Source organism: Chromobacterium sp. Ag138 (assembly GCF_055181315.1).
In genome coordinates, this window is record NZ_JBUPWA010000001.1 from 2,063,467 (window position 1) to 2,089,929 (window position 26,463).

Here is a 26,463-nt window from a genome sequence, read left to right on the forward strand (position 1 = left end):
GAGACAAACCATGACCATGCCACGATCCGCCAAATACTTGAGCGCCGGCGTGCTGCTCGCCCTCGCCGCCGCCTCCCTTTACTTGCTGAACCGCCACGAAAGCGACACCTCGGAGCAAAGCACCGACGACGCCTACGTCCAGGCGGACTTCACCCTGGTGGCGCCCCGCCTCTCCGGACAAATCAGCCGGCTGCTGGTGAAGGATCACCAGTCGGTCGCCGCCGGCCAGCTGGTGGCGGAGCTGGACAACCAGGATCAGCAAGCCGCGCTGGCCGCCGCCCGCGCCGACGTGCTGGCGGCCCGGGCCAATGTCGAAGGGCTGAAAGCCCAGGCCAGCCGCCAGGGCGCCGTCATCGCCCAGGCCGGCGCCGCGGTCAGCGCCGACGACGCGTCGCTGGCGCTGGCCAGGGCCAACCAGCGCCGCTATCGCGACCTATCCTCCGATGGCTCGGGCTCGCAGCAGGACGCCCAGCAAGCCGAGGCCCAGCTGCGCATCAGCGCCGCGGCGAAAGAGCGCGACCAAGCGGCGCTGGCCGCCGCCAGGCTGCAGTCCGACATCATCGCCGCCGACCTTCACAAGGCCGAAGCGGCGTTGGCGCGCAGCGAGGCGGCGCGGCATACCGCAGAGCTCAACCTCTCCTATACCCGCATCAGCGCGCCGGTGGCCGGCACCGTCGGCAGGCTGTCCGCGCGTGTCGGCAGCTATGTCACCACCGGCACCCCGCTGATGGCGGTGGTGCCCTTGCAGGCGGTCTACATCGAAGCCAACTACCGCGAAACCCAGCTCGCCTCGATACGTCCCGGCCAGGCGGTCAACGTTCAGGTCGACACCTTGCCCGGCGTCAGCCTGAACGGCCGCGTCAGCAGCCTGGCGCCGGCCAGCGGCATGGCCTTCGCCCCCATCGCCCCGCAAAACGCCACCGGCAATTTCACCAAGGTGGTGCAGCGGCTGCCCGTCCGCATCCAGCTGGATCCCGGCCAGCCGGCCTTGCGGCAATTGCGGGTCGGCATGTCGGTCCAGCCGACGATTTATACCCGCTGATCTGGCGGGAATAAAAAAACGGACAGCAAGCTGTCCGTTTTCTCTATGCGATCCGGCGGGATCAGGTAGTCGGCTCCGCCTTCTGGCGCAGGCGCAGGTTCAGCTCGCGCAGCTGCTTGTCGTCCACCGCGTTCGGCGCGTTGGTCAGCAGGCACTGGGCGCGCTGAGTCTTGGGGAAGGCGATCACGTCGCGGATGGACTCCGCGCCGCACATCAGCGTCACCAGGCGATCCAGGCCGAAAGCCAGGCCGCCGTGCGGCGGCGCGCCGAACTTCAGGTTGTCCAGCAGGAAGCCGAACTTGTTCTGCTGCTCTTCCGGGCTGATCTTCAGCGCGCCGAACACCTTCTCCTGGATCTCGGCGCGGTGGATACGGATCGAGCCGCCGCCGATTTCCCAGCCGTTCAGCACCATATCGTAGGCGCGGGCCAGGCAGGCGCCCGGATCGGTGGCCATCAGGTCCTCGTGGCCCGGCTTCGGGCTGGTGAACGGATGGTGGCAGGCGGTCCAGCGGTCGGCTTCCTCGTCGTGCTCGAACATCGGGAAGTCCACCACCCACAGCGGGCGCCATTCCTTGACGAAGTAGCCGTTTTCCAGGCCGTGCTCGTGGCCGATCTTGATGCGCAGCGCGCCGATCGCCTCGTTCACCACCTTGGCCTTGTCGGCGCCGAAGAAGATGATGTCGCCGTTTTGCGCGCCGGTGCGCTCGATGATTTCCTTCAGGCCATTGGCCGACAGGAACTTGACGATCGGGGACTGCAGGCCCTCTTCGTTCAGCTTGCTCGCGTCGTTGACCTTGATGTAGGCCAGGCCCTTGGCGCCGTAGATGCCGACGAACTGGGTGTAGTCGTCGATTTCCTTGCGGCTGAACGACGCGCCGTTCGGCACGCGCAGGGCCACCACGCGGCCATTGGCCATATCGGCGGCGCCGCGGAACACCTTGAACTCTTCCGACTTCATCACGTCGGTCAGTTCGGTGAATTTCAGCGAAACGCGCATGTCCGGCTTGTCGGAGCCGTAGTAGAACATGGCGTCGCCGTAAGTCATGCGCGGGAAGGTCGGCAGCGTCACGCCCAGCACGTCGCTGAAGATCTCGCGGGTCATGGTCTCGGTGATGTCCATGATCTGATCCTCGTTCAGGAACGAGGTCTCGATATCGATCTGGGTGAATTCAGGCTGGCGGTCGGCGCGCAGGTCTTCGTCGCGGAAGCACTTGGTGATCTGGTAGTAGCGGTCGAAGCCGGCCACCATCAGCAGCTGCTTGAACAGCTGCGGCGATTGCGGCAGCGCGAAGAATTCGCCCGGATGCACGCGGGACGGCACCAGGTAGTCGCGGGCGCCTTCCGGGGTGGAGCGGGTCAGCATCGGGGTTTCGATGTCGATGAAGCCCTGCTTGTCCAGGTGGTTGCGCACGCCCATCGCCACCTTGTAGCGCAGGCGCAGGTTCTTCTGCATCGCCGGGCGGCGCAGGTCGATCACGCGGTTGGTCAGGCGGACGTTTTCCGACAGGTTCTCGTCGTCGATCTGGAACGGCGGCGTGGCCGCGGCGTTCAGGATCTCGATTTCCTTGGCCAGGATCTCGATCTCGCCGGAGATCATCTTGCTGTTGGCGGTGCCGGCCGGACGCTCGCGCACGATGCCGGTAATGGACAGCACGTACTCGCCGCGGCTGCTGTCAGCCAGCTTGAACGCCTCCGGGGTGTCCGGATCGATCACCACCTGCACCAGGCCTTCGCGGTCGCGCAGGTCGATGAAGATCACGCCGCCATGGTCGCGGCGGCGATGGGCCCAGCCTTTGACGGTCACGGTTTGACCGAGGTATTTCTTGTCGATGAGTCCGCAATAATCGGTGCGCATTGGGTAAACCTTTTTGATTGAATTCTTCGAAGTTCCCGCTAGGGGACGACATGCTTAGGGGCTAGACAGGGTGACGGCCTAGCCCTGCCGATTATGTTCATCATTCAGCCGCGGGCGCTGAGCCTGCGGCGGCGGGTTCGGAACCACCACGCCCATGGAAATGACGTACTTGAGCGCCTCGTCGACGCTCATGTTCAGCTCGCGGGTGTCGCTGCGCGGCACCACGATGAAATAGCCGGAAGTGGGGTTCGGCGTGGTCGGCACGTAAACGCTGACCAGCTCTTCGCCGTTCTCCGCGTGGCGCAGGATTTCCTGGGCCGGCGTGCCGGTCTGGAAAGCGACGGTCCAGGCGTTCTGGTGCGGCCAGCGCACCAGCAGCGCGTTCTTGAACGCGTTGCCGGAATCGGACAGCAGCGTGTCGCTGACCTGCTTGACGCTGTTGTAGATGGAATTGACCACCGGCGTGCGCGACAGCAGGCCGTGCCAGAACTCCACCAGGCGGCGGCCCAGCACGTTGGCGGCCAGCATGCCGGTGCCCATCACCACCAATACCGCGAACACCACCCCCAGGCCGGGGATGTGCATGCCGAACAGCTGCTCGGGCCGCCACTCGGCCGGCAGCAGGGTCAGCGTCTGGTCCAGCGAACCGATGATCAGGTTCAAGACCCAAAGGGTGATCGCCAGCGGCAGCCAGATCAGCAGGCCGGCGATCAGATAGCCCTTCAGGGTCATTTTGATCTGCGGGGGAACCGACATCAGTCGCAACCGCAGCCGGCGCCGCAGCTATGGCCTCCGGAAGAGGCGGAGCCGCCGGAGGAGGACGAGGACGAGCCGCCCTTGAAGTCGGTCGCGTACCAGCCCGAGCCCTTCAGCTGGAAGCCCGCGGCGGACAGCTGCTTGTGGTAGTCGGCGCTGCCGCATTCCGGACAGGCGGCCACCGGCGCGTCGCTCAGTTTCTGCAGGTGTTCCTTGGCGACGCCACAGGCGCCGCAACGATATTCATAGATCGGCATAGCTTTACTTTCCCGCCAATTGACCACAATGGCATAATACGCATGATTGCTGCACTGCACCACATCCGGAACTAAACTCAGGACAGGTCTGACTGTACAGATGCGGCCGCCAGCTTTCAAACACAAGTGCGCCGCCTGCAAACCAGCCATTATATCCGACTGAAACGGCAATACAAAAACCACTTTTAATCATTCTGCTGCAACACCGCCCTGCAACGCTATCCCGGAGGTCCAAATGGTTTACCAAGAAGGTCAGATGGAAAGCATACGCAACATCCTCGCCGGCAAGAGAGGACTCATCGTCGGCATCGCCAATGAAGACAGCATCGCCTACGGCTGCGCCAGCGTGCTGCATCAACTGGGCGCGGAATGCGCGGTCACCTACCTCAACGCCAAGGCCGAGAAATACGTGCGGCCGCTGGCCGAAGCTTTGCAGGCCAAGCTGGTGCTGCCGCTGGACGTGGAGCAGCCGGGCCAGCTGGAGCATGTGTTCGCCGAGATAGAAAAGCACTGGGGCGGGCTGGACTTCATCATCCACTCCATCGCCTATTGCCCGATGGAAGACTTGCACGGCCGCGTCACCGACTGTTCGCTCGCCGGTTTCCAGCAGGCGATGCGGGTATCGTGCTACTCCTTTATCGAAATGGCGCGGCTGGCCGAGCCGCTGATGACGCGAGGCGGCAGCCTGATCACCATGAGCTATTACGGCGCCGACAAGGTGGTGGAAAACTACAACATCATGGGCCCGGTCAAGGCGGCGCTGGAAAGCGTGTCGCGCTACCTGGCCAACGAGCTCGGCCCCAAGCGCATCCGCGTGCACGCGGTGTCGCCCGGCCCGCTGAAAACGCGCGCCGCCTCCGGCATCGCGCATTTCGACCAGTTGATCCAGGACGCCATCTCCCGCGCGCCGCAGAATCGCCTGGTGGAGATCGAAGAAGTGGGCATGACCTGCGCCTTCCTGATTTCCGACGCCGCCAGCGGCCTGACCGGCCAGACCATCTACGTAGACGGCGGACACCACATCAAGGCTTGAGGAGAGCGGCATGATTCACGATACCCACGCATTCGACGACATCCTGCAACAGGCGCGCCAGCTGGGCGCGCTGCCGATGGCGGTGGCCCACCCCTGCAGCCGGGAATCGCTGCTGGGCGCGGTGGAGGCCGCCGACAACGGCATCGCCACGCCCATCCTGGTGGCGCCCAAGGCGCGGCTGCAAAAACTGGCCGACGAACTGGAAGTGGACCTCAGGCGCTTTGAATGCCTGGACGTCGAACACAGCCATGCCGCCGCCGAGCGCGCGGTGCAGCTGGTGCGCGACGGCTACGCCGACATCCTGATGAAGGGCAGCCTGCACACCGACGAATTCATGAGCGCCGCGCTAGCGCGCGAGACCGGCATCCGCACCGACCGCCGCATCAGCCACATCTGGGTGATGAAGGTGGAGAGCTATCCCCGCTATCTGTTCATCACCGACGCCGCGGTCAATATCGAGCCGGACCTGATCACCAAGCGCGACATCTGCCAGAACGCCATCGACCTGACCCACGCGCTGGGCATCCCCTGCCCCAAGGTGGCCATTTTGGCCGCGGTGGAAACCATCAACCCCGACATGCGCTCGACGCTGGACGCCGCCGCGCTGTGCAAGATGGCCGACCGCGGCCAGATCACCGGCGCCATCCTCGACGGCCCGCTGGCCTTCGACAACGCCATCTCCAAGGAAGCCGCCGAGAGCAAGGGCATCGTCTCGCCGGTGGCCGGCGATCCGGACATCCTGCTGGTGCCGGACCTGGAAGCCGGCAATATGCTGGGCAAGCAGCTGACCTATCTGGCCCAGGCCGCCTCCGCCGGCATCGTGATGGGCGCGCGCGTGCCGATGGTGCTGACCAGCCGCGCCGACGACGCCAGCGGCCGCCTGGCCTCCAGCGCCATCGCCAGCTTGCTGGCCCACCAGAAGCGCCGTCAGGGAGGACGTCCATGAACCGCTGCCTGCTGGCGATCAACGCCGGCTCCGCCACGCTGAAGTTCCGCGCGTTCTCGCTGGACGGCCAGACGCTGCTGGCGCGCGGCATGGTGGACCGCTTCGGCAGCCGCGAAGCCGTGTTCTCGCTGGCCGACGCCAACGGCCAGAAACTGGCCGAGCGCGGCCTGGCCGACGCCGCCCACGACACCGCGCTGGCGGCGGCGCTGAACGGCCTGGCCGACCAGGGGCTGGAGGCGCGGGCGGTGGCGCACCGCGTGGTGCATGGCGGCAACCGCTTCCGCCAGCCGGTGCGGGTGGATGCCGATACCCGGGCCGCGCTGGACGACTACATCGCGCTGGCGCCGCTGCACCAGCCGGTCAGCCTGGCGGTGATAGACGCCTTCAGCCGGATAGATCCGCAACTGCCGCAAATCGCCTGCTTCGACACCGCCTTCCACGCCACCCAGCCGACGGTGGCCACCCGCTTCGGCATCGCCCGCCACTGGCACGACGAGGGCGTGCGCCGCTACGGCTTCCACGGCCTGTCCTACGCCGCCATCGCGCGGCGGCTGCCGGAGATCGGCCTGGCCCACGGCAAGGTGGTGGTCTGCCACCTGGGCAGCGGCGCCAGCGCCTGCGCGATCGAATCCGGCCAGAGCGTGGCGTCCAGCATGGGGTTTTCGGCGGTGGACGGCCTGATGATGGGCAGCCGGCCCGGCTATATCGACCCGGAGGTGATCCTGTACTGGCAGGAGCATGAAGGCATGGGGGTGAAGGACGTGCGGCGCGAGCTGTACAAGAACTCCGGCCTGCTGGGCGTGTCCGGCGTGTCGGCCGACATGCGCGAGCTGCTGGCCAGCGAACTGCCGGAGGCCCGCGAGGCGGTGGAACTGTTCTGCTACCGGACGGCGCGCGAGGCGGCCAGCCTGGCCGCGGCGATGCGCGGCCTGGACGCGCTGATCTTCACCGCCGGCATCGGCGAGCATTCGGCGGAGGTCAGGGCCAGGATCTTGCAGCAACTGTCCTGGCTGGGATTCGAGCTGGACCACGCGGCCAACCTCGCCCATGCGCGCCGGCTCACCGCCGCCGGCAGCCGTCTGCCGGCCTATGTGCTGCCCACCGACGAGGAGGGCGAGATGGCTCGCCAGGCGGCGCGCCTGCTCTGAGAACCGGGTCGATGGCCCGGGCTCAGGCGCCCGTGGCGTTCAACCAGCGGGTAAGCGTCTGGGCGGCCAGCGCGGGCAAGGCTTCGCCGTGCCGCCGGTTCTGCTCGCGCAGTTCGCGCGGATCGATGCCGGCGGCCGCCAGCTCGCCGCTGTGGCCGATCAGCCAGCGCTCCAGCTGCGCCGGCTCCACTTCCGGATGGAATTGCAAGCCAAGCGCGTAATCCTCGACGGCGAAAGCCTGGTGCGGACACAACTCGCTGCCAGCCAGGCACTGAGCGCCGTCGGGGATGGCGAACTGGTCGCCATGCCAGTGCAGCACCGGCGCGTCGGCCAGCGGCGCCAGCGGCGACGCCCGTCCGGCATCGGTCAAACGCAGCGGCGCGTAGCCGATCTCCTTATGCCCCATCGGCGCCACCCGCGCGCCCAGCGCGCTCGCCATCAATTGCGCGCCCAGGCAGATGCCCAAGGTCGGCCGGCGCCGCCTCAGCCTCCGCTCCAGCAGCCGCCGCTCGTGCTTAAGAAACGGATACAGATCGCCGTCGCCGACGCCGATCGGGCCGCCCAGCACCACCAGCAGGTCGGCCTGCTCCAGCGCCGGGCTGTCCAGCGGGTCCACGCCGGCCTCGCGGTATTCGATGCGGTAGCCGCGCATTTCCAGCTGGCGTCGCAAAGAGCCGAGATCCTCGAACGCGACATGGCGAATCGCAATGGCGGTTTTCATCGGCGGCGCTCCCGTTTCTGCGTGCGGATTCATCGAGTATGCATAAGCCCCTTGCCCTTGTCGACGCGGTAAAGGACAACGCCCCCGCCGCATCGCTGCGGCGGGGGCGCGGATACACAAAAGGCCCCGCGATGCGGAGCCTTTGCGTATTCTTGCAGCCTGGGCTGTCGATCGATTAGGCCATGGCCTTGATCTGAGCGGACAGACGGCTCTTGTGACGAGCGGCCTTGTTCTTGTGGAACACGCCCTTGTCAGCAATGCGGTCGATCACTTTTTCCGAAGCCTGGAACACCACGCGAGCGGCGGCCTTGTCGCCGGCTTCAATTGCCTTGAGCACTTTCTTCACTGCGGTACGGAACGCAGTACGCAGGCTGGCGTTATGCGCGCGCTGCTTAAGGGCTGTGCGTGCACGCTTGCGAGCTTGTGCGCTGTTAGCCATGAATCTTTCTCCTGATAGCGGAATCTGAAACCCGCGATTCTAAGCCCTAAACTCAGGTTTTGCAACAATAAACCCGCCAGCGTAAACTAGCGGGCTTGCTCAATCCGCCTAGTATCGGCCGTCAAACCAAAATGAACCTGCTCAAGGCCCTGGCTGCAGTCAGCAGCATGACCATGGTGTCCCGCGTCCTCGGCCTGGTGCGCGACACCCTGGTCGCCCGCATCTTCGGCGCCGGCATGGCCGCCGACGCCTTCAACGCCGCCTTCAAGATTCCCAACATGCTGCGCCGGCTGTTCGCCGAAGGCGCGTTCTCGCAGGCTTTCGTGCCCATCCTCGGCGAATACAAGCAGAACAAGACCCATGAGGAAACGCGCGAGTTCGTCGCCAAGGTCACCGGCGTGCTGGGCTCGGTGCTGCTGCTGGTGACGGCGATAGGCATGCTGGCCGCGCCGGCCATCATGTGGATCTCGGCGCCCGGCTTCTACCGCGAGCCGGCCAAGGCCGCGCTGTTCGCCGACATCCTGCGGGTGTCTTTCCCCTATATATTCTTCATCTCGCTGTCGTCGATGACCGGCAGCATCCTGAACAGCTGGGGCAAGTTCTCGATCCCGGCCTTCACCCCCACCTTCCTGAACCTCAGCTTCATCGTGTTCGCGCTGTGCTTCACCCATTACTTCCATCCGCCGATCATGGCGATGGCGTGGGCGGTGTTCGTCGGCGGCCTGATCCAGCTGGTGTGGCAGCTACCCTTCCTGAAGCAGGTCGGCATGCTGGCCCGGCCCATCCTGGCCTTCCGCGATCCGGAAGTGTGGCGGGTGATCAGGCAGATGGGGCCGGCGATCTTCGGCGTGTCGGTGGCGCAGATCTCGCTGCTGATCAACTCCACCTTCGCCTCCTTCCTGCCCACCGGCAGCGTGTCGTGGATGTATTACGCCGACCGGCTGATGGAATTCCCGTCCGGCGTGCTGGGCGTGGCGCTCGGCACCATCCTGCTGCCGTCCTTGTCCAAGCACGCGGCCAGCAAGTCCGACGCCGAGTTCAGCGTGCTGCTGGACTGGGGTATCCGGCTGTCGCTGCTGCTCGCGGTGCCGGCCACCGTCGGCCTGGGCCTGCTATCCGGCCCGCTGCTGTACACCATGTTCATGTACGGCAAGTTCAGCGCCCACGACGCGCTGATGTCGCAGCAGGCGGTGATCGCCTACTCCTTCGGCCTGCTCGGGCTGATCCTGGTCAAGGTGCTGGCGCCGGGCTTTTACGCGCGCCAAGACATCAAGACGCCGGTGCGCATCGCGGTGGCGACGCTGATCGCCACCCAGGTGATGAACCTGGCCTTCGTGTTTCCGCTGAAGCACGCCGGCCTGGCGCTGTCGATCGGCCTCGCCTCCTGCATCAACGCCGGCCTGTTGATGCACACGCTGCGAAAACGCGGCATCTACCGGCCCGAGGCGGGCTGGAAAGCCTTCCTCGCCAAGCTCAGCGTCGCCATCGCGGTGATGGCGGCCGCGCTGCTGGCCTGCCTGCGGTGGCTGCCGATAGACTGGCACGGCCACGCCTGGCAACGCGCGCTGTGGCTGCTGCTGCTGGTCGGCGTCGGCGCGGCGGTCTACTTCGCCGCCTTGTTCGCGCAGGGCTTCCGCCCGCGCCAGTTCATGCGCCGCGAGCAATGAGCCGCCGGCCTATGATTCATCAGCATTCGGTTAGAAAGTCGCATCCATGAGCCATCTCACCCCCGAACATTCGCCGCTGGGCAAGACCGTCAGCTACCAGGACCAGTACGATCCCTCCCTGCTGTTCCCGATCGCGCGCAAGACCAAGCGCGACGAGATCGGCGTGGACGAAGCCGCGCTGCCCTTCGCCGGCGTCGACATCTGGACCGGCTTCGAGCTGTCCTGGCTCAACGCCCGCGGCAAGCCGCAGGTCGGCATCGCCACCTTCCGCATCCCGGCCGCCAGCCCCAGGCTGATCGAGTCCAAATCGTTCAAGCTCTACCTGAACAGCTACAACCAGACGCAAATGGACGGCGTCGACGCGCTGGCCGCGCAACTGGCGCGCGACCTGTCCGCCGCCGCCGGCGCGGAGGTTTCGGTCTCCATCGCGCTGCCGCAGGCCTTCGCCGCCGAACAGGTGCGCGAGCTGGCAGGCGAGTACATCGACGAGCTGGACATCGCCGTCGACCACTACGCGCCCTGCCCGGAAGTTCTCAAGGCCGACGCCGCCGACATCGTCAGCGAAACCCTGTGCAGCAATCTGTTGAAGTCCAACTGCCTGGTCACCGGCCAGCCGGACTGGGGCAGCGTATCCATCCGCTACACCGGGCCGAAGATCGACCGCGAAGCGCTGTTGCGCTACCTGATCGGCTTCCGCCAGCACAACGAGTTCCACGAGCAATGCGTGGAGCGCATCTTCGTCGACGTGCTGCGCGCCTGCGCGCCGGAGAGGCTCACCGTCTACGCCCGCTACACCCGCCGCGGCGGGCTGGACATCAATCCGTGGCGCAGCAACGCGGACGCCGCGCCGACGGACAACGTCCGCACCGCTCGGCAGTAAGCGGCCCGACCAGCCAAAATAAAAGGGATGCCAAACAGCATCCCTTTTTTTGCGGACCAGAGCCGGCCTCAGAACGGCGCCGGTGCCTCGAACTCCATTTCCTCGAAAGTCACCGGGTGGCGCAGCACCAGCCGCGACGCGTGCAGCAGCAGGCGGTCGGCCTTGGCCTGCGCCTCCGGCGGCGCGTAGATGTCGTCGCCGAGGATGGGGTGGCCGGACTCCAGATGCAGCATGTGCATGCGCAGTTGGTGGGCGCGGCCGGTTTGCGGATCCAGCTCCATCCGGCTGATGTTGCGGCCGGTGTCGCGCAGAATCACCCGGTAATGGGTGATGGCTTCTTTGCCCTCGTCGAAATCCACCTTCTGCCGCGGCCGGTTCGGCCAATCGATGATCAGCGGCAGGTCCACCGTGCCGCTATTGCTTTCCACGATGCCGTCCACCACCGCGATATAGCGCTTCTTGACCTTGCGGTCCATGAAGGCGATCGACAGCGCGCGCTGCATCTCCGGGCCGCGCCCCATCACCACCAGGCCGGAAGTGTCCATGTCCAGCCGGTGCACGGTCAGCGCGTCCGGGTAGACCTTCTGCGCGCGGCTGATCAGGCAATCGGCCTTGTCCTCGCCCCGCCCCGGCACCGACAACAGGCCGCTGGGCTTGTCCAGCACCAGGAGGCAGCTATCGGCGTAGATCACGGAAAGGCCGGTGTCCGGCGGCGGGTTGTAGTGCTCCAGATTGTGTCTTTGCATTGAAAACGGCTTTTAAGAAAAACGATTTGGCGGCGATTATCGGCGTTAAAGCCTTGCGCCACAAGCTGTTACCGTCTTTTCTCCGCGGCGCTGTCACTTGAAATCCCGCCCGGCAGCCGTCACCCTGTCCAGACAAGACGACAAAGGACGCATCATGACGGAACGATTCTATCAAGACCCCTACCAGACCCGCCTGGCCACCCGCGTGCTGGCCCACGGCGACGCCGGCCTGACGCTGGAAGACACATTGTGCTATCCGCTGGGCGGCGGCCAGCCCGGCGACAGCGCCACCCTGAAGCTGGCCGACGGCTCGACGCTGCGCATCGCCGACACCCGCCGCGACCGCGACACCCGCGCCATCCTGCACCAGACCGAGGGCGATGTCCGCCTCGCGCCGGGAACCGAGGTGACGCTGGAGCTGGACTGGGATCGCCGCTACCGCCACATGCGCATCCACACCTGTCTGCATTTGCTGGGCGTGGTGATCAAGGCCGGGGTCACCGGCGGCAACATGACCGCGGAATCGGGCCGGCTGGACTTCGCGCTGCCGGAAGGCATGGAGCTGGACAAGGAGCATATCGAGGCCGAGCTGAACCGGCTGGTGGCCGCCGATCTGCCCCTCGCGGTGAAAATGACCAGCGGCGAAGCGCTGAAGGCGCAGCCCGAGCTGATCCGCACCATGTCGGTGACGCCGCCCTTGCACCTGCCGGAAATCCGGCTGATCGAGGTGGAGGGCGTGGACCTGCAGCCCTGCGGCGGCACCCATGTCGCCCGCACCGGCGAAGTGGGCCGGGTGCGGGTGAAGAAGATAGAAAGCAAGGGCGCGCGCAACAAGCGGGTGGTGGTGGAGCTGGCGGAATGAGCCGGGAAACCGTCATCGGCAGCGTGCTGGCGACGCTGGCCGGCAAGGCCGCGCCCTATGTCCGCCCCGGCGCGCTCAGCGCCATCGCCAAACAGCCGCTGGCGGGACGCGCGGAGGTGGGCGCGCTGGGGCTGGCCGGCGACGAGCAAGGCGATCCGCGCCACCACGGCGGCCCGCACAAGGCGGTTCACCTGTACGCCTTCGAGCATTACGCCCGCTGGCGCGACGAAATCGGCCCGCGTCCGGCGCTGGACCAGCCCGGCGGTTTCGGCGAAAACCTCAGCACGCTGGGCGTGGACGAGACCACGCTGTGCCTGGGCGACCAGTTGGCCATCGGCGCCGCGGTGCTGGAGATTTCCCAGGGCCGCCAGCCTTGCTGGAAGCTCAACCACCGCTTCGACCAGCGCGACATGGCCAAACGCTTGCAGGACAGCGGCCGCACCGGCTGGTACTGCCGGGTGCTGCGCGAGGGCGATGTCGGCGCCGGCGACGACATCCGCCTGCTGGCGCGCCCGCATCCGGAATGGACGCTGGCGCGGCTGGCCGATGTCTTCTACCGCCGCGGCCTGGAGCGGGAGCTGCTGCTGGAGGCCGCCCGGCTGCCGCTGGTGGAGTCCTGGCGGCGGCTGATCGAGAACAGGCTGGCAAGCGGCCAACTGGAAGACTGGAGCCGCCGGCTGGACGGCTAGGCAAGCAAAACGGGGACCGAATCGGTCCCCGTTGCGATTTGGCGGATGCCGCGCTCAGCGGGCGTCCAGCGCCATTTCGTGCTCCGGATGCTCCGGCTTCTCGTCCAGCGTCATCCGGTGCAGCCACGGCGCGATGATGATGGTCACGACCGCGATCGCGCCGGTCACCACGCCGATCTGGGTGAACACGCGGCTGTAGATCTCCAGCGTGGCCAGCGGGCTGGTGACGTTGTCCGGCGCGGCGGTCAGGCCCGCCACCCAGCCGGCGATCACCGACGACGCGGCCGAGGTCAGGAACCAGGCGCCCATGATGAAGCCCATCAGCCGCTGCGGCACCAGCTGCGCCACCATCGCCAGCCCCAGGCCGGAAATCAGCAACTCGCCCACGCTCTGCAGCAGATAGCTCAGCACCATCCAGTTGGACGACACCAGGCCCTGGGCGTTGGCGTACTTGGCGCCCAGCGGCAGCACCAGGAAGGCGCCGGCGCACAGCACCATGCCGATCGCGAACTTGTGCGGCATCGGCAGGCGGTTGCCCAGCTTGTTGTAGCAGACGGCGAGCAGCGGGCTGGCCAGCATGATCCAGAACGGATTCAGCGACTGGAACTGCTCCGGCTGCACCGGGATGCCGAACAGCGTGTGCTCGGTGTTGTGGATGGCGAAGAAGTTCAGCGACAGCGGCATCTGGTTGTACAGCACGAAGAATACCGTCGCCTGCAACATCAGGATGGCGGCCACGATCATCTTCTTGCGCTCCGCGCCCTTCAGCAGCAGCGTCTCCTTGACGTACAGGCCCACCACGCCGATGGACAGCACGGCCAGCACCACGTTGGCGATGATCTCGTGCTTGAGCAGCAGCGCGGCGGCGGCGCAGGCGACCACCACGCCGGCCAGCACCGCCAGCCAGGTGGACAGCTTGGGCGTGCGGAAGTCGGCGTCGGAACCGTATTCCTTGACCCAGCCCCGCATCAGGATGAAGTTGGCGACGGTGATCAGCATGCCCACCACCGACAGCGCGAAAGCGTGGGCGTAGCCGAACTTGTCGGCCAGCCACGGCGTGGCCAGCATCGACAGCAGCGAACCGATGTTGATCGCCATGTAGTACATGGTGAAGGCGCCGTCCAGACGAGGATCGTTCTCCTCGTAGCACTTGGACAACAGCGACGACGGATTGGCCTTGAACAGGCCGTTGCCCACCGCGATGGTGCCCATGCCCAGATACAGCAGGCTGATGTGGTCGGCCGACGCGGTCACCATCGCGTAACCCGCGGTCAGCACCAGCGCGCCCAGCAGAATGGTGCGCTTGGTGCCCAGCACCTTGTCGCCCAGCCAGCCGCCGACGGCGATCAGGCCGTACACCAGCGCGATGAAGGACGAAAACAGCGTGAAGGAGTCGGCCTCGCGCAGGCCCAGGGCCTTCACCAGGTAGACGGCCAGGATGCCCTGCAGGCCGTAGAAGCCGAAACGCTCCCAGAATTCGATCGAGAAGATCAGGTAAAACGGCTTGGGCTGGCGCAAGGGATTGAGCGCAGACGTCGTCATTATGGGTTCCTTGTAATCAGAACTGCCGCGGACCCAGGAAAGAATCCTGCATGGCGGAATGACGGAAAGACAGACACCCTAGGCGCCGGCCATCGCCAGTCACGCCAGGGTGAGACAGACAGTGGTCACTACTGAAAAATAAGGCAAACTCTTGCCATCATTCGAAAAAGCACGACAAATAGCGCTTTTGCTCTATGAAAGATAGCGTTCAGGAACTATTGATGAACGAAGTAGTCGGACCTGTCAATGCAGGGGGAGGAAATCAGGCGCAAATACCCGCATGGCAAGGACGGGATTCGAGAATGCGACAGTATTTTACAAATCAGAATGCCATCAAATCGAATATAACAAAAATAAATACAATTAATTGGCATATATGAGCAATATAATTGCTTTTATGTCAAGCAAACACCTCTTCCCCGCCCATTCCCGTCCTCATCCGCACAAAGCCGCCAGCCTGCTGTCCAGCTCGCCCCCCGTCCGGCGCAAGGCATCGACAAAACGCAGCGGCAACGGCGACGCCGGGCGGAACTGCGGCAACACCAATTGCACGGAAAACGGAATGGCCTCGGCCAGCGGCCTCACCGCCACGCCCCTCCCCGCCTCGGCCAGCGCCGTCAAAGGATTGACGATGGCCACCCCCAGGCCCAGCCTGACCATCTCGCACACCGAGGCCGCGCTATGGCTGGACAGCTGCAGCCGCCGCGCCACGCCTTCGCGCGCGAACCAGGCGTCCACCTGCTGGCGGTAGCTGTCGCTGGCGGCCAGGCTGATGAAGAACAGGCCGTCGAAGTCACGCGCCTCCAGCCTGCGTTTTGCCGCCAGCGGATGCGCCGCCGGCAGCACGCACAACTCGTCCCCCTGCCACAAAGGCTGCGCCAGGCAACCGGCCGGGGCCTGCTGTTGCTCGGTCAAGCCCAGATCGAAGCGCTGCGCCGCCAGCCATTCCTCCAGCCATGGCGACTCCTGCGGACTGATGTCCACGCCCACATCGGGAAAATCGGCGACGAAATCGGCGCAGGCCGCCGGCAGCAATGCCTGCGCGAACACCGGCAGGCAGGCGATGGCCAATTGGCCGCCGGCGAACCGGCGGATCGCATCCGCGCTGGCGACGATGCGCTCCAGGCCGACGAAGCTGCGCTCCACCTCGGCGAACAGCTGCAATGCCTGCTGGGTGGGCCGCAGTCGGCCATGGCCGCGCTCGAACAGGGCCAAACCCAATAGCTGCTCGCAGCGCGCCAGCTCGCGGCTGACCGTCGGCTGCGAGGTATGCAGCAAACGCGCGGCGCCGCTGACGCTGCCGCAGGTCATCACCGCCCGGAATACTTCGACATGACGCAGATTGATCGACACGGCCACTCCCGTTTCTGGATTCAATCCATATCATAAATGAAAGACCTGCCAACAAATTGCTATTTTATTTTTGCGACAAGCCGGTGGATCATCGTTTGAAACCTCAACCGGAATAGCCGCCATGCACGCTTTCGCCCCCCTCCAGCTCGCCGACATCGCCCGCCGGCACGGCACCCCGCTATGGGTCTACGATGCCGGGGCCATCCGCCAGCGCATCGCCCAGCTGAAGGCGTTCGACACCATACGCTACGCGCAGAAAGCCAACTCCAACACTCACATCCTGCGGCTGATGCGCGCCGAGGGCGTGAAGGTGGACGCGGTGTCGCTGGGCGAGATCGAACGCGCGCTGGCAGCCGGCTACCGCGGCGGCGGCGAGGACGCCGACATCGTATTCACCGCCGACGTGCTGGACCGGCCGACGCTGGCCAGGGTGGTGGCCGAGAACATTCCGGTCAACGCCGGCTCCATCGACATGCTGCGCCAGCTGGGCGAAGCCGCGCCCGGCCACCCGGTGTGGCTGCGCATCAACCCCGGCTTCGGCCACGGCCACAGCCAGAAAACCAACACCGGCGGCGAGAACAGCAAGCATGGCATCTGGCACGGCGACCTGGACGAGGCGCTGCGCGCCATCCGCCAGTTCAAGCTGCGGCTGGTGGGCGTGCACATGCACATCGGCTCCGGCGTCGACTACGGCCACCTGGAGCAGGTGTGCGGCGCGATGGTGGAGCTGGTGGCGAAACTGGACTGCGACATCGAAGCCATCTCCGCCGGCGGCGGCCTGTCCATCCCCTACCGCGACGGCGAGCCGCGCATCGACACCGGGCACTATTTCCAGCTGTGGGACGCCGCGCGCCGGCGCATCGCCGAGCGCCTCGGCCATCCGGTGCGGCTGGAAATCGAACCCGGCCGCTTCCTGGTGGCCGAATCCGGCGCGCTGCTCGCCGAAGTGCGCGCGGTGAAGAACATGGGCAGCCGCCGCTTCGCGCTGGTGGACGCCGGCTTCAACGACCTGATGCGGCCGTCGCTGTACGGCAGCTACCACCACATCACCGTGCTGGACGCCGACGGCCATGAAAAGACCGGCGCGAAGGACACCGTGGTGGCCGGGCCGCTGTGCGAATCCGGCGACGTGTTCACCCAACAGGAAGGCGGCACCGTGGAAACCCGGCCGCTGCCGCCGGCAGCGGTCGGCGACCTGATGGTGTTCCACGACGCCGGCGCTTATGGCGCCTCGATGTCGTCCAACTACAACAGCCGGCCGCTGCTGGCCGAGGTGCTGGTGGACGGCGGCGAGCCCAGACTGATCCGCCGCCGCCAGACCATGGCCGAGCTGCTGGCGCTGGAAGCCTGAACCGCCCCGCGCCGAACGCGAAAAAGCCGGACAAAGTCCGGCTTTTTCGCACATTCCGTCAAACCCGGGCCGGAATCAGCCCTTCTGTTCCATCTTGTTGATGACGAACTTGACGCCCGGCACCTTCTCGGCCGCCTGGCCGGCCTTGAACATCTGCTGATCGTCGGTCATCACGCCTTCGATCGTCACTTCGCCTTTCTTGCTGGACACCTTCAGGTCCAGCACCTTCAGATCGGGTTCGGCGTCCAGCGCCTGCTTGACGCTGACGGCCAGCTGCTCGTCGGTCGGCACGGCAACCGCCGCGTCATCGGCGTAGACGGCATGGGCGGCGAAAGCGCCGGAGCAGGCCAGAGCGGCCAACAGCAGGGTGCGGCTTGCGATTCGTTTCATCGTTTTCTCCAAATTTCTCGCGACGATGGCCGTTCGGCATCCGCGCCGCCGGCCATATCCATGGGACCCGTCCATGTTAACGATGAAACTTTTCGGTTTTGTTTCAGCTCCATGACTTCACATCTGCCCGGCATCACCCCGGGCCGTCCATCAGGTTACAATCCAGACCATCTACCACGGGAAGGCCATCCGGCCCCAAGCATGAAGCAGACACTGTTCAAGAAAAGCTGGCCGCTATGGCTGGCCTTGCTGGCGTTGGCCGGCTGCACCACCACCCCGTCCGTCGTCCCAGGCCGCCCGGCCACCGGCATTCCCGCCGGCGCCGACAGCGCCAGCCCGGCCTCTCTGCCCGCCTGGAACGACCAGGCCGTCGGCGACACGATTCAAGGCCTGCGCCAAAGCTGCCGCACCCTGCAGAAGAAACCGGCCTGGAGCGGCGTCTGCCGCGAGGCCAGCGCGCTGGCGGACAACGACCACGACGCCGCGCGCCGCTTCTTCGAAAACCGCTTCACCGCCTGGAAGCTGCGCGACGGCGGCCGCGACAGCGGCCTGATCACCGGTTACTACGAGCCGCTGCTCAACGGCAGCCTCAACCGCTCCGAACGCACGCCGTGGCCGGTCTACGGCGCGCCGCGCGACATGGTCAGCGTCGATGTGCCGATGAGCCAGCGCAATCGCGGCGTGCTGCGCGCCAAGCAGACCGGCCCCGGACGGCTGGCGCTGGCCGCAGGCGGCAATATCGAGATCAACCCGGCCGACTTTCCCGCCGACCCGCGCGGCATCCGCCTGAAGGGCAGACTGTCCGGCTCCCGCCTGCTGCCCTATTTCACCCGCGGCCAGATCAACCAGGGCAGCATCGCCGGCAGCGCGCCGGTGATCGCCTGGGTGGAAGACCCGGTGGAGCTGTTCTTCCTGCAGGTGCAGGGCTCCGGCCGCATCCAGCTGGACGACGGCAGCTTCCTGCACGTCGGCTTCGCCGACCAGAACGGCTATCCCTACCAGTCGATAGGCAAATGGCTGGTGGACAAGGGCGAAATGACGCTGGGGCAGGCGTCGATGCAGGGAATCAAGGACTGGCTGGCGAAAAACCCGCAGCGCCGCGACGAGCTGCTGGCGGTCAACCAGAGCTACATCTTCTTCAAGCCATTGCCCGGCGACAACGGCGGGCCGATCGGCGCGTTGGGCGTGCCGCTGACCGGCGGCTACAGCATCGCGGTCGACCCGCGCTACATCCCGCTGGGAGCGCCGGTCTACCTGTCCACCACCTGGCCCCACTCCAGCGAGCCGCTGGTGCGGCTGGTGCATGCCCAGGATACCGGCAGCGCGATCAAGGGCGCGCTGCGCGCCGACTTGTTCTGGGGCTACGGCACCGAGGCCGGCATGTACGCCGGCCGGATGAAGCAGCAGGGCAGCCTGTGGCTGCTGCTGCCCAAGGGCGTGTCGCCCGGCGCCGCCTTGTAGCGCGCATCCCGGCAAACGGAGCCCTCGGGCTCCGTTTCGGTTTTATGGCGGCTCAGGCCGCCAGCGCGCGCGGCCGGCGGCGGGCGTGGATGCCAGGCGGAAGCGGAACCAGCGCGGCCGGCCCGGCCTCGCCGCCTTCCCGCTCCTCGTCGCGGCTCAAGGCGGCCTCCAACGCCCGGCTGGCCAGGAACAGCGCGCGCACCACTTCCGGCTGCCGGAGAACGGCGTGTTGCGACAACAGCTCGCCAGTGAGCGGATCCACTCCAATGGCGAGGGCTTCCACTATGCTGCGGGCTTCGGCTGGCGACATCATGCAGGCTCCTCGGACTGATGGAACGACAATCCATGCCGCGAATATCGTGGCAGGACCCCGCATAGGATCGGCATTCCCGGCGGAAAACGCACCTGTCTGTTCAGCCACCTGCGCAATGCGCGGCCAACGCCTGGCGTACCCGCCCCTGTCCGTCCTCCAGCCAGAGCGCCGCGCCGCTGGCGCCCGGCTTCTGGCCATCGGCGAAGCGCAGATGCCGTTTCAGCGTCGTTTTGGCGCCGCTGACTGGGAAGGGACCGGCCAGGGTCCGCGCCACCGCGTCGTGCCTCAGCAGCCTGCCCGCGTTCTCGCCGGCCGCCACGCGGCTTTGCAGGCCGTCCTCGAACAGCGCCAGCATCAAGCGCAGCGGCGGCTCGCCAGGCTCGAGAACGGCTTCCGCCTCGATGTCCACGCCGTCTCCCGCTTGCCGCCCCCTCACTCGCAGCGCGGCTCCCGCCCGCCCGCGGGGAAGGCTCTCGTGCAGGCCGTCATAGCCGGAGAAACGCCAGTCGCGCCCATTGACCAGCATCTGCGGGGTGTAAATCAGCGATGATCCGGCCTGCGCCGCGCGCCAGCGTTGGCGCTGCGAATAATCGGGGCTGGCGAAACGGTCCCGCCAGCCCAGGCCATCCCAGTAATCGACATGGAAAGCCAGCGGCACCGCCCGCTTCGCGTCCAACCCCGCCGCGGCAAGCCCAGACAGCCAGCTTTCGGCCGGCGGACAGCTGCTGCATCCCTCCGAGGTGTACAGTTCCAGCAGCGACGCCTGACGGCCGGCGTCCCGCGCGCCGCTCAAGACGCAAAGCCCGGCCGCCTGCGCGCAGATTGACAGCATCCCAGCCCAACAAATCGCTCTCCAGCATTCCATGGCGCTCTCCCCTGCCGTTTGCAGATTAGTCGCAAACGCCGCGGGTTTCTTGCGCGGCAAGGGCGGACGCCGCCAGGCGGGATAGGCCGTTCGCTCAAGAAAACGGCGAACGGGGGCTCTTGTCGGGAAACAGAAAAGGGAAAGGGGTTGCGCTCGCGCGCAACCCCTGATGATCTGGTGGGCCCCCCGAGAGTCGAACTCGGCACCAACGGATTATGAGTCCGCTGCTCTAACCAAGCATGAGCTAGAGGCCCTGAAGAGTGGGCGATTATAGCAGGGGAAAATAAAAATCCCCAAGCCCTTTATTCAATGAGCTTGGGGATTTCCGACATTTGAAGCGGTGCGCTTACTGGCCGCCCGGCTCGCTGTCCAGGAAGCTGCGCAGGCGCTCGGAACGGGTCGGATGGCGCAGCTTGCGCAACGCCTTGGCCTCGATCTGGCGGATCCGCTCGCGGGTCACGTCGAACTGCTTGCCCACTTCTTCCAGCGTGTGGTCGGTGTTCATGTCGATGCCGAAACGCATGCGCAGAACCTTGGCCTCGCGCGGCGTCAGCGTGTCCAGCACTTCCTTGGTCGCGTCCTTCAGGCTGGAATACATCGCCGCGTCGGACGGGGCCAGGTTGTTCTGGTCCTCGATGAAGTCGCCGAGATGGGAATCGTCGTCGTCGCCGATCGGGGTTTCCATGGAGATGGGCTCCTTGGAAATCTTCATGATCTTGCGAATCTTCTCTTCCGGCATCTCCATCTTTTCGGCCAGCTCCGCCGGATCCGGCTCGCGGCCGCTTTCCTGCAGGATCTGGCGCGAGATGCGATTCATCTTGTTGATGGTCTCGATCATGTGCACCGGAATGCGGATGGTGCGCGCCTGGTCCGCGATGGAGCGGGTGATCGCCTGGCGAATCCACCAGGTGGCGTAAGTCGAGAACTTGTAGCCGCGGCGGTATTCGAACTTGTCCACCGCCTTCATCAAGCCAATGTTGCCTTCCTGGATCAGATCCAGGAACTGCAGGCCGCGGTTGGTGTACTTCTTGGCGATGGAAATCACCAGACGCAGGTTGGCCTCGATCATTTCCTTCTTGGCGCGGCGCGCCTTGGATTCGCCGGCCGACATCTGGCGGTTGATTTCCTTCAACGCCTTGATCGACAGCATCGCCTTGTCCTGCAGATCGGACAGACGGGTCTGCTTCTCGATGATGGCGTGCTTGAAGCGGGTCAGCGCCTCGCTCCAGGCCTTGCCGGAATCGATTTCGCTTTCCACCCAGTCGGTGTTGATCTCGTTGCCCGGGAACACCTTGATGAAGTGGGCGCGGTCCATGCGCACGCGGCTGACGCAGATGTCCTGGATGTCGCGCTCGTAAGTGCGGATCTCGTTGACGCGGCCGCGCAGCGATTCACAGAGGCTTTCCACCTGGCGGGTGGCGAAGCGCACCAGCATGAACTCGGTGGTGATCGCGTCCTGCAACTCCTGGTATTCCTTGCTCTGCGGGCCCTTGGTGCTCAGCGCCTTGACCATCTTGTCGAACAGCATGCGCACGCCGGCGAAGTGCTCCAGCGCGTGCTGTTTCAGCTCTTCCAGATTGGCCGCGGCGTCGGCGTCGGCATCGACCTCGCCTTCCTCGTCCTCTTCCTCTTCCTCTTCCTCGTCCAGCAGGTCGTCGCTGTCCTCGGGTTCGGCGAATTGGGCTTCGTCCTCGGTCGGGGCGTTGAGGTCGATGAAACCGTCGACGACTTCGTCGACGCGGATTTCATCGCGCGCCACGCGTTCCATCAGCTCCAGCACCTCGGCGATGGTGCCGGGGCAGGCGGAGATGGCCTGGATCATGTACTTGAGGCCGTCCTCGATCCGCTTGGCGATTTCGATCTCGCCCTCGCGGGTCAACAGCTCGACCGAGCCCATTTCGCGCATGTACATGCGCACCGGGTCGGTGGTGCGGCCGAATTCGGAATCCACCGAGGACAAGGCCGCCTCGGCCTCTTCCACGGCGTCTTCATCCGCCACCGACGGGGTGGCGTCAGACATCAGCAAGGTTTCGGCGTCCGGCGCTTCCTCGCATACCTGAATGCCCAGACCGGCGATCATCGTGACGATGTTTTCGATCTGCTCGGCGTCGGATACGTCTTCCGGCAGGTGGTCGTTGATTTCGGCGTAGGTCAGATACCCACGCTCTTTGCCCAGGGCGATCAGCTGGCGCAAGCGTTTCCGCTGCTCTTCCAGGCTCATCACCTCTTGTTGGCTGTCCTGCACATCTTTCTGGTTTTCGGGAGAGGCCGCCATTTCGCTTCCTGCTTGAAAAAAAGCCGAAAAAAACAGTTGATTATAACACAACCACTTGAACTTTTCCGTCGAACCCGTTAGTTCGACGGCGAGAACATTTCCCGCAACAACTGGCCCATCAGAACCTTCTCCTCCGGAGTCAGTCCCTCGTGCCGGTCCTTCAGTTTTAGCCGCTCCAGTTGCTCCGCATGCAGCATTTTGAGCAATTTGACATTGCCGTCCTGGAACAGCTGCCGGTCATCGTCGCTGGGGTCGGCGAACTCGTCCGGATCCTGCATCGCCTGCTGCAGCACGCCGTCGATCAAACCCTCGTACGGCGTGCCGCGCAGCCCTTCGATCAATTGCGCGGTGTTCGGCGCGTCGCCATGCTCCAGCACCCGCTCGGCCAGCATCGCGAAACAGCCCAGCTCGTCCGACAGCGCCAGGCTGTCCGGCAATTTCACGTCGCCCGCCCATTGCGGGTTCATCAGCAACCACTTGATCAGCTTCTTGACCATGGTGGTGTTGACCACCCGCTGCGACTCCGCCGGCAGCCGGTACTCGCGCTTGCCGCCGCCGCGGCTGCCGCGCTCGGACCGCTGCGGCTTGCCGCCGCCGGTGAGCATGTCCAGCTCGTCGACGTCCACGCCGGCCATTTCGGCCAGCCGCTTGCGTATCATGTAGCCCAGCGCCGGCGCCGCGATCTGGGCCAGCAGCGGCGATGCCTGGCGGATCAGATCCGCCTTGCCTTCCGGCGTGCCGAGATTGACGCCGCGGCATAGCTCGCGGGTGAAATACACCGACAGCGGCAGGCTTTCCTGAACCAACAACTGCTCAAACGCATCGGCGCCGAATTCGCGCACATAGCTGTCCGGATCGTGCTCGGTCGGCAGGAACAGGAAGTTCAGCGCCTTGCCGTCCACCAGCTGCGGCAGGCTGTTCTCCAGCGCGCGCCAGGCGGCTTTCTGCCCGGCCGCGTCGCCGTCGAAGCAGAAATACACCTGCTCGGCGTGCTTGAGCAGCTTGCGCACGTGCTCGCCGGTGGTGGCGGTGCCCAGCGTGGCCACCGCGTAGCCGACGCCGTATTGCGCCAGCGCCACCACGTCCATATAGCCTTCGACCACCAGAACCCGGTTCTTATCCCGTATCGCCTGCCGCGCCTCGTACAGGCCGTACAGCTCGCGGCCCTTCTCGAACAGCGGCGTCTCCGGCGAGTTCAGGTACTTCGGCTCGCCCTTGCCCAGCACCCGGCCGCCGAAACCGACGATGGCGCCGCGCTGATTGCGGATTGGAAACATCAGCCGGTCGCGGAAACGGTCGTAGCGGCGCCCGCTGTCCTCGGCCACGATCACCAAGCCGGCTTCCACCAGCTTGTCGTCCTGGTAGTTGTCGACCGCGGCCTCCAGGTTCTGCCAGCCGTCCGGCGCGTAGCCCAGGCCGAAGCGGGCGGCGACCTCGCCGGACAGCCCCCGTCCCTTGCAGTAGGCGACGGCGTTGGCCGCGCCCTTCAGCTCGCGGCGGTAGAAATCGCTGGCCTGCTGCATCAGCTGCTCCAGCGAGACCTGCTTCTCGCGCGCCTTGCGGCTGGCCTCCGGATTGACGTTGCGCTCGTTCGGCACCTGCATGCCGATGCCCTCGGCCAGCATCTTGACCGCGTCGATGAAGCCGATGCCCTGATACTCCATGACGAAGCCGATGGCCGAGCCGTGCGCGCCGCAACCGAAGCAGTGGTAGAACTGCTTGCTGGGGCTTACCGTAAATGAGGGCGATTTTTCCTTGTGAAAGGGGCAGCAGGCCATATAGTTCTGCCCGCCCCGCTTCAGCGGAACATAGCGGTCCACCACGTCGACGATGTCGACGCGGGACAGCAGCTGGTCGATGAAATCCTGCGGAATCAAATCCTGCTACCCGGGCGTCAGGCGCTCAGCTTTGCCTTGATCAGCGCGGATACCTGCGCCATGTCGGCGCGGCCGGCCAATTGCGGACGCAGCGCGCCCATCACCTTGCCCATGTCCTGCATGCCGGCGGCGCCGGTGTCGGCCACCGCCTTGGCGATCAGCGCCTCGATCTCGGCCTGGGACAGCTGCTGCGGCATATAGCCCATCAGCACGTCCATCTCGGCCTGTTCCTTGTCGACCAGATCCTGGCGCTGGGCGGCCTGATACTGGGAGATGGAGTCACGACGCTGCTTGATCATCTTGTCGATGACGGCGATGACGCCGGCGTCGTCCAGTTCGATGCGCTCGTCCACCTCTTTCTGCTTGATGGCGGCCAACAGCAGGCGGATCGCGGCCAGCTTGTCGGCTTCCTTGGCTTTCATGGCGGACTTCATGTCGTCGGTGATGCGAACTCTGAGGCTCATGTCGTGCTCACTTGGCAATCAGGCGCTGCGCGGGCAGCGGGGGAAATTCGGGAGTACAAATGGCAAAACCGCAGGCATGGCCTGCGGTCCTGCTTGATGCCGGAAAACTCTTAGTAGAGTTTCGGCGGCAGCATTTGGCTGCGGATGCGCTTGTAGTGGCGCTTAACCGCGGCAGCGTGCTTGCGCTTGCGCTCGGTGGTCGGCTTCTCGTAGAACTCGCGAGCGCGCAGTTCGGTCAGCAGGCCAGTTTTTTCCACGGAGCGCTTGAAGCGACGCAGGGCAACTTCAAACGGTTCGTTCTCTTTAACGCGAATAGTCGGCATTTACTTAAGGGTCCTTAGATTTCTTTAGGGCGTGGCTAAAGCCGCCGCCTGTAAAAACAGCATTTTAGCAATGTTACTGCATTTGTAAAAGTCTGAAACGACAACGTCAGGTCATCTTGTGGTGTTTTGCGCGGTTTGGCGCGGCCAGCCTGGGCCATGAACATCACGACTTGACGGAAGAAATCACCCCCTCACTAGGAGAACTTGGCACTGCACTATAAAAACGTTTCGGCATCCGGCCGGCGAGATACGCGGCGCGGCCAGCTTCCACGGCCAATTTCATGGCGTGCGCCATTTGAACCGGATTGCGCGCAGCGGCAATCGCGGTATTCATCAGCACGCCGTCGCAGCCCAATTCCATCGCTATCGCCGCGTCGGACGCGGTGCCGACGCCGGCATCCACGATCACGGGAACATTGGACTGCTCGATGATCAATTGCAGGTTCCACGGATTCAAGATCCCCATGCCCGAGCCGATCAGGCTGGCCAGCGGCATGATCGCGCAGCAGCCGATCTGCTCCAGCTCGCGCGCGACGATGGGGTCGTCCGAGGTATAAACCAAGACATCGAATCCCTCCGCCACCAGCACCTCGGCAGCCTTGAGGGTTTCCTTCACATTGGGGTACAGATTGTTCGGGTCCCCCAGCACTTCCAGCTTCACGAAACGATGGTCGTCGAGAAGCTCCCGCGCCAGCCGCAAGGTGCGCACGGCGTCTTCGGCGGAATAGCATCCCGCCGTGTTGGGCAGGAGGTTATACCGGTTTTGCGGCAAAAAGTCCAGCAAATTCGGCTCGTTAGCGTGCTGCCCCAGGTTCACACGCCGTATCGCCGCCGTGACGATTTCGGTGCCGGAGATATCCAGCGCCGCCGCGGTCTGCTCGAAATCCTTGTATTTGCCGGTCCCCACCAGCAAGCGAGAACCGTACTCTCGGCCGGCTATCACCAGTTTATCGTCCACCTGCATTCCCTTTTCTTCCATTGACGTCAGAGCGGCAGGAGAACGGACTCAGCCGCCGCCGACCGCCACCACGATTTCCAGTTCGTCGCCGTCGGCCAGCCTCGCCTCGGCGAAGCTGCCGCGAGGCACGATCTCGCCGTTGCGCTCGATCGCGATGCGCTTGCCGGCCAGATCCAGCGCGGCGACCAGTTCCGCGAACGTGGCGATGCCGGCGAAGCTTCTGTCTTCGCCATTGATGCGTAGATTCATT

General features: G+C 65.3%; 27 protein-coding genes and 1 tRNA gene. 10 read left to right on the top strand and 18 right to left on the bottom strand.

What is annotated here, in order from left to right:
• Positions 1–10 precede the first annotated feature (10 nt).
• Complete coding sequence (locus ACY3GB_RS09450; protein WP_463088500.1) at positions 11–1,042, top strand: HlyD family secretion protein; 1,032 nt, start codon at positions 11–13, stop codon at positions 1,040–1,042.
• Positions 1,043–1,103: 61 nt separating this feature from the next.
• Here ACY3GB_RS09450 and aspS read toward each other — a convergent pair whose 3' ends face one another.
• From aspS to ACY3GB_RS09465, 3 genes are all read right to left on the bottom strand, one after another.
• Positions 1,104–2,897: an aspartate--tRNA ligase gene (gene aspS, locus ACY3GB_RS09455; protein ID WP_463088501.1), complete on the bottom strand. Its 1,794-nt coding sequence runs from the start codon at positions 2,895–2,897 to the stop codon at positions 1,104–1,106.
• 78 nt (positions 2,898–2,975) lie between these two features.
• A complete protein-coding gene (locus ACY3GB_RS09460) occupies positions 2,976–3,629 on the bottom strand; it encodes a DUF502 domain-containing protein (RefSeq protein ID WP_347371106.1) in 654 nt (217 codons plus the stop codon).
• A gap of 23 nt (positions 3,630–3,652) precedes the next feature.
• Entirely contained in the window at positions 3,653–3,910 is a 258-nt protein-coding gene (locus ACY3GB_RS09465) for an FmdB family zinc ribbon protein (protein WP_463088502.1), read from the bottom strand.
• A gap of 235 nt (positions 3,911–4,145) precedes the next feature.
• On the opposite strand from ACY3GB_RS09465, the gene fabI reads away from it, so the two are divergent.
• The 3 genes from fabI to ACY3GB_RS09480 are packed head-to-tail and all read left to right on the top strand — an operon-like array spanning position 4,146 to position 7,037.
• On the top strand, positions 4,146–4,943 hold the full coding sequence (gene fabI, locus ACY3GB_RS09470; RefSeq protein ID WP_463088503.1) for an enoyl-ACP reductase FabI: 798 nt from the start codon (positions 4,146–4,148) through the stop codon (positions 4,941–4,943).
• 10 nt (positions 4,944–4,953) lie between these two features.
• Positions 4,954–5,889: a phosphate acetyltransferase gene (locus tag ACY3GB_RS09475; RefSeq protein WP_463088504.1), complete on the top strand. Its 936-nt coding sequence runs from the start codon at positions 4,954–4,956 to the stop codon at positions 5,887–5,889.
• Positions 5,886–7,037, top strand: a complete 1,152-nt coding sequence (locus ACY3GB_RS09480; RefSeq protein WP_463088505.1) for an acetate/propionate family kinase — start codon at positions 5,886–5,888, stop codon at positions 7,035–7,037. The genes ACY3GB_RS09475 and ACY3GB_RS09480 overlap by 4 nt, the downstream gene beginning before the upstream one ends.
• Before the next feature lie 22 nt (positions 7,038–7,059).
• On the opposite strand, the gene ACY3GB_RS09485 is transcribed toward ACY3GB_RS09480, so the two are convergent.
• Both ACY3GB_RS09485 and rpsT read right to left on the bottom strand, forming a co-directional pair.
• Positions 7,060–7,758 (bottom strand): glutamine amidotransferase, encoded by a 699-nt coding sequence (locus ACY3GB_RS09485; RefSeq protein WP_463088506.1) that lies wholly within the window; start codon positions 7,756–7,758, stop codon positions 7,060–7,062.
• A gap of 175 nt (positions 7,759–7,933) precedes the next feature.
• Complete coding sequence (gene rpsT, locus ACY3GB_RS09490; protein WP_011137294.1) at positions 7,934–8,197, bottom strand: 30S ribosomal protein S20; 264 nt, start codon at positions 8,195–8,197, stop codon at positions 7,934–7,936.
• A gap of 131 nt (positions 8,198–8,328) precedes the next feature.
• On the opposite strand from rpsT, the gene murJ reads away from it, so the two are divergent.
• Positions 8,329–9,864, top strand: coding sequence for a murein biosynthesis integral membrane protein MurJ (gene murJ, locus ACY3GB_RS09495; RefSeq protein WP_463088507.1), 1,536 nt, complete (start codon positions 8,329–8,331; stop codon positions 9,862–9,864).
• A gap of 46 nt (positions 9,865–9,910) precedes the next feature.
• Positions 9,911–10,744 (top strand): NADPH-dependent 7-cyano-7-deazaguanine reductase QueF, encoded by an 834-nt coding sequence (queF, locus tag ACY3GB_RS09500; RefSeq protein WP_463088508.1) that lies wholly within the window; start codon positions 9,911–9,913, stop codon positions 10,742–10,744.
• 68 nt (positions 10,745–10,812) lie between these two features.
• Here the strand turns inward: queF and ACY3GB_RS09505 are convergent, their stop codons facing one another.
• Positions 10,813–11,490, bottom strand: a complete 678-nt coding sequence (locus ACY3GB_RS09505; protein WP_021478771.1) for a pseudouridine synthase — start codon at positions 11,488–11,490, stop codon at positions 10,813–10,815.
• Positions 11,491–11,644: 154 nt separating this feature from the next.
• On the opposite strand from ACY3GB_RS09505, the gene ACY3GB_RS09510 reads away from it, so the two are divergent.
• A complete protein-coding gene (locus ACY3GB_RS09510) occupies positions 11,645–12,352 on the top strand; it encodes an alanyl-tRNA editing protein (RefSeq protein ID WP_463088509.1) in 708 nt (235 codons plus the stop codon).
• Complete coding sequence (locus ACY3GB_RS09515; RefSeq protein WP_463088510.1) at positions 12,349–13,041, top strand: MOSC domain-containing protein; 693 nt, start codon at positions 12,349–12,351, stop codon at positions 13,039–13,041. The genes ACY3GB_RS09510 and ACY3GB_RS09515 overlap by 4 nt, the downstream gene beginning before the upstream one ends.
• Before the next feature lie 54 nt (positions 13,042–13,095).
• On the opposite strand, the gene dtpA is transcribed toward ACY3GB_RS09515, so the two are convergent.
• Both dtpA and ACY3GB_RS09525 read right to left on the bottom strand, forming a co-directional pair.
• A complete protein-coding gene (gene dtpA / locus ACY3GB_RS09520) occupies positions 13,096–14,583 on the bottom strand; it encodes a dipeptide/tripeptide permease DtpA (RefSeq protein WP_463088511.1) in 1,488 nt (495 codons plus the stop codon).
• Between the two features lie 435 nt (positions 14,584–15,018).
• Positions 15,019–15,936, bottom strand: coding sequence for a LysR family transcriptional regulator (locus ACY3GB_RS09525; RefSeq protein WP_463088512.1), 918 nt, complete (start codon positions 15,934–15,936; stop codon positions 15,019–15,021).
• 121 nt (positions 15,937–16,057) lie between these two features.
• Here ACY3GB_RS09525 and lysA point away from each other — a divergent pair, with 121 nt between their 5' ends.
• The gene (gene lysA, locus ACY3GB_RS09530) at positions 16,058–17,287 is read left to right on the top strand and encodes a diaminopimelate decarboxylase (protein WP_463088513.1); all 1,230 of its coding nucleotides are present in this window, start codon (positions 16,058–16,060) and stop codon (positions 17,285–17,287) included.
• A gap of 75 nt (positions 17,288–17,362) precedes the next feature.
• Here lysA and ACY3GB_RS09535 read toward each other — a convergent pair whose 3' ends face one another.
• A complete protein-coding gene (locus ACY3GB_RS09535; protein WP_463088514.1) occupies positions 17,363–17,677 on the bottom strand; it encodes a BON domain-containing protein in 315 nt (104 codons plus the stop codon).
• Between the two features lie 201 nt (positions 17,678–17,878).
• Between ACY3GB_RS09535 and mltA the strand changes: the two genes are divergently transcribed.
• Positions 17,879–19,138, top strand: coding sequence for a murein transglycosylase A (gene mltA / locus ACY3GB_RS09540; protein WP_463088515.1), 1,260 nt, complete (start codon positions 17,879–17,881; stop codon positions 19,136–19,138).
• 52 nt (positions 19,139–19,190) lie between these two features.
• On the opposite strand, the gene ACY3GB_RS09545 is transcribed toward mltA, so the two are convergent.
• The 9 genes from ACY3GB_RS09545 to thiS all read right to left on the bottom strand — a co-directional run bounded on the left by ACY3GB_RS09545 (position 19,191) and on the right by thiS (position 26,462).
• Positions 19,191–19,451 (bottom strand): hypothetical protein, encoded by a 261-nt coding sequence (locus tag ACY3GB_RS09545; RefSeq protein WP_463088516.1) that lies wholly within the window; start codon positions 19,449–19,451, stop codon positions 19,191–19,193.
• Between the two features lie 100 nt (positions 19,452–19,551).
• Positions 19,552–20,244 (bottom strand): DUF1223 domain-containing protein, encoded by a 693-nt coding sequence (locus ACY3GB_RS09550; RefSeq protein WP_463088517.1) that lies wholly within the window; start codon positions 20,242–20,244, stop codon positions 19,552–19,554.
• 247 nt (positions 20,245–20,491) lie between these two features.
• Positions 20,492–20,570, bottom strand: a tRNA-Ile gene (locus ACY3GB_RS09555).
• A 92-nt stretch (positions 20,571–20,662) separates the two neighbouring features.
• A complete protein-coding gene (gene rpoD / locus ACY3GB_RS09560) occupies positions 20,663–22,591 on the bottom strand; it encodes an RNA polymerase sigma factor RpoD (protein WP_463088518.1) in 1,929 nt (642 codons plus the stop codon).
• A gap of 77 nt (positions 22,592–22,668) precedes the next feature.
• Positions 22,669–24,468, bottom strand: coding sequence for a DNA primase (dnaG, locus tag ACY3GB_RS09565; protein ID WP_463088519.1), 1,800 nt, complete (start codon positions 24,466–24,468; stop codon positions 22,669–22,671).
• Between the two features lie 17 nt (positions 24,469–24,485).
• Positions 24,486–24,932 (bottom strand): GatB/YqeY domain-containing protein, encoded by a 447-nt coding sequence (locus tag ACY3GB_RS09570; RefSeq protein ID WP_463088520.1) that lies wholly within the window; start codon positions 24,930–24,932, stop codon positions 24,486–24,488.
• 110 nt (positions 24,933–25,042) lie between these two features.
• Positions 25,043–25,255, bottom strand: a complete 213-nt coding sequence (rpsU, locus tag ACY3GB_RS09575; RefSeq protein ID WP_021478758.1) for a 30S ribosomal protein S21 — start codon at positions 25,253–25,255, stop codon at positions 25,043–25,045.
• Positions 25,256–25,418: 163 nt separating this feature from the next.
• Positions 25,419–26,219, bottom strand: a complete 801-nt coding sequence (locus ACY3GB_RS09580) for a thiazole synthase (RefSeq protein ID WP_463088521.1) — start codon at positions 26,217–26,219, stop codon at positions 25,419–25,421.
• A gap of 42 nt (positions 26,220–26,261) precedes the next feature.
• On the bottom strand, positions 26,262–26,462 hold the full coding sequence (thiS, locus tag ACY3GB_RS09585) for a sulfur carrier protein ThiS (RefSeq protein WP_021478756.1): 201 nt from the start codon (positions 26,460–26,462) through the stop codon (positions 26,262–26,264).
• Position 26,463 lies beyond the last annotated feature (1 nt).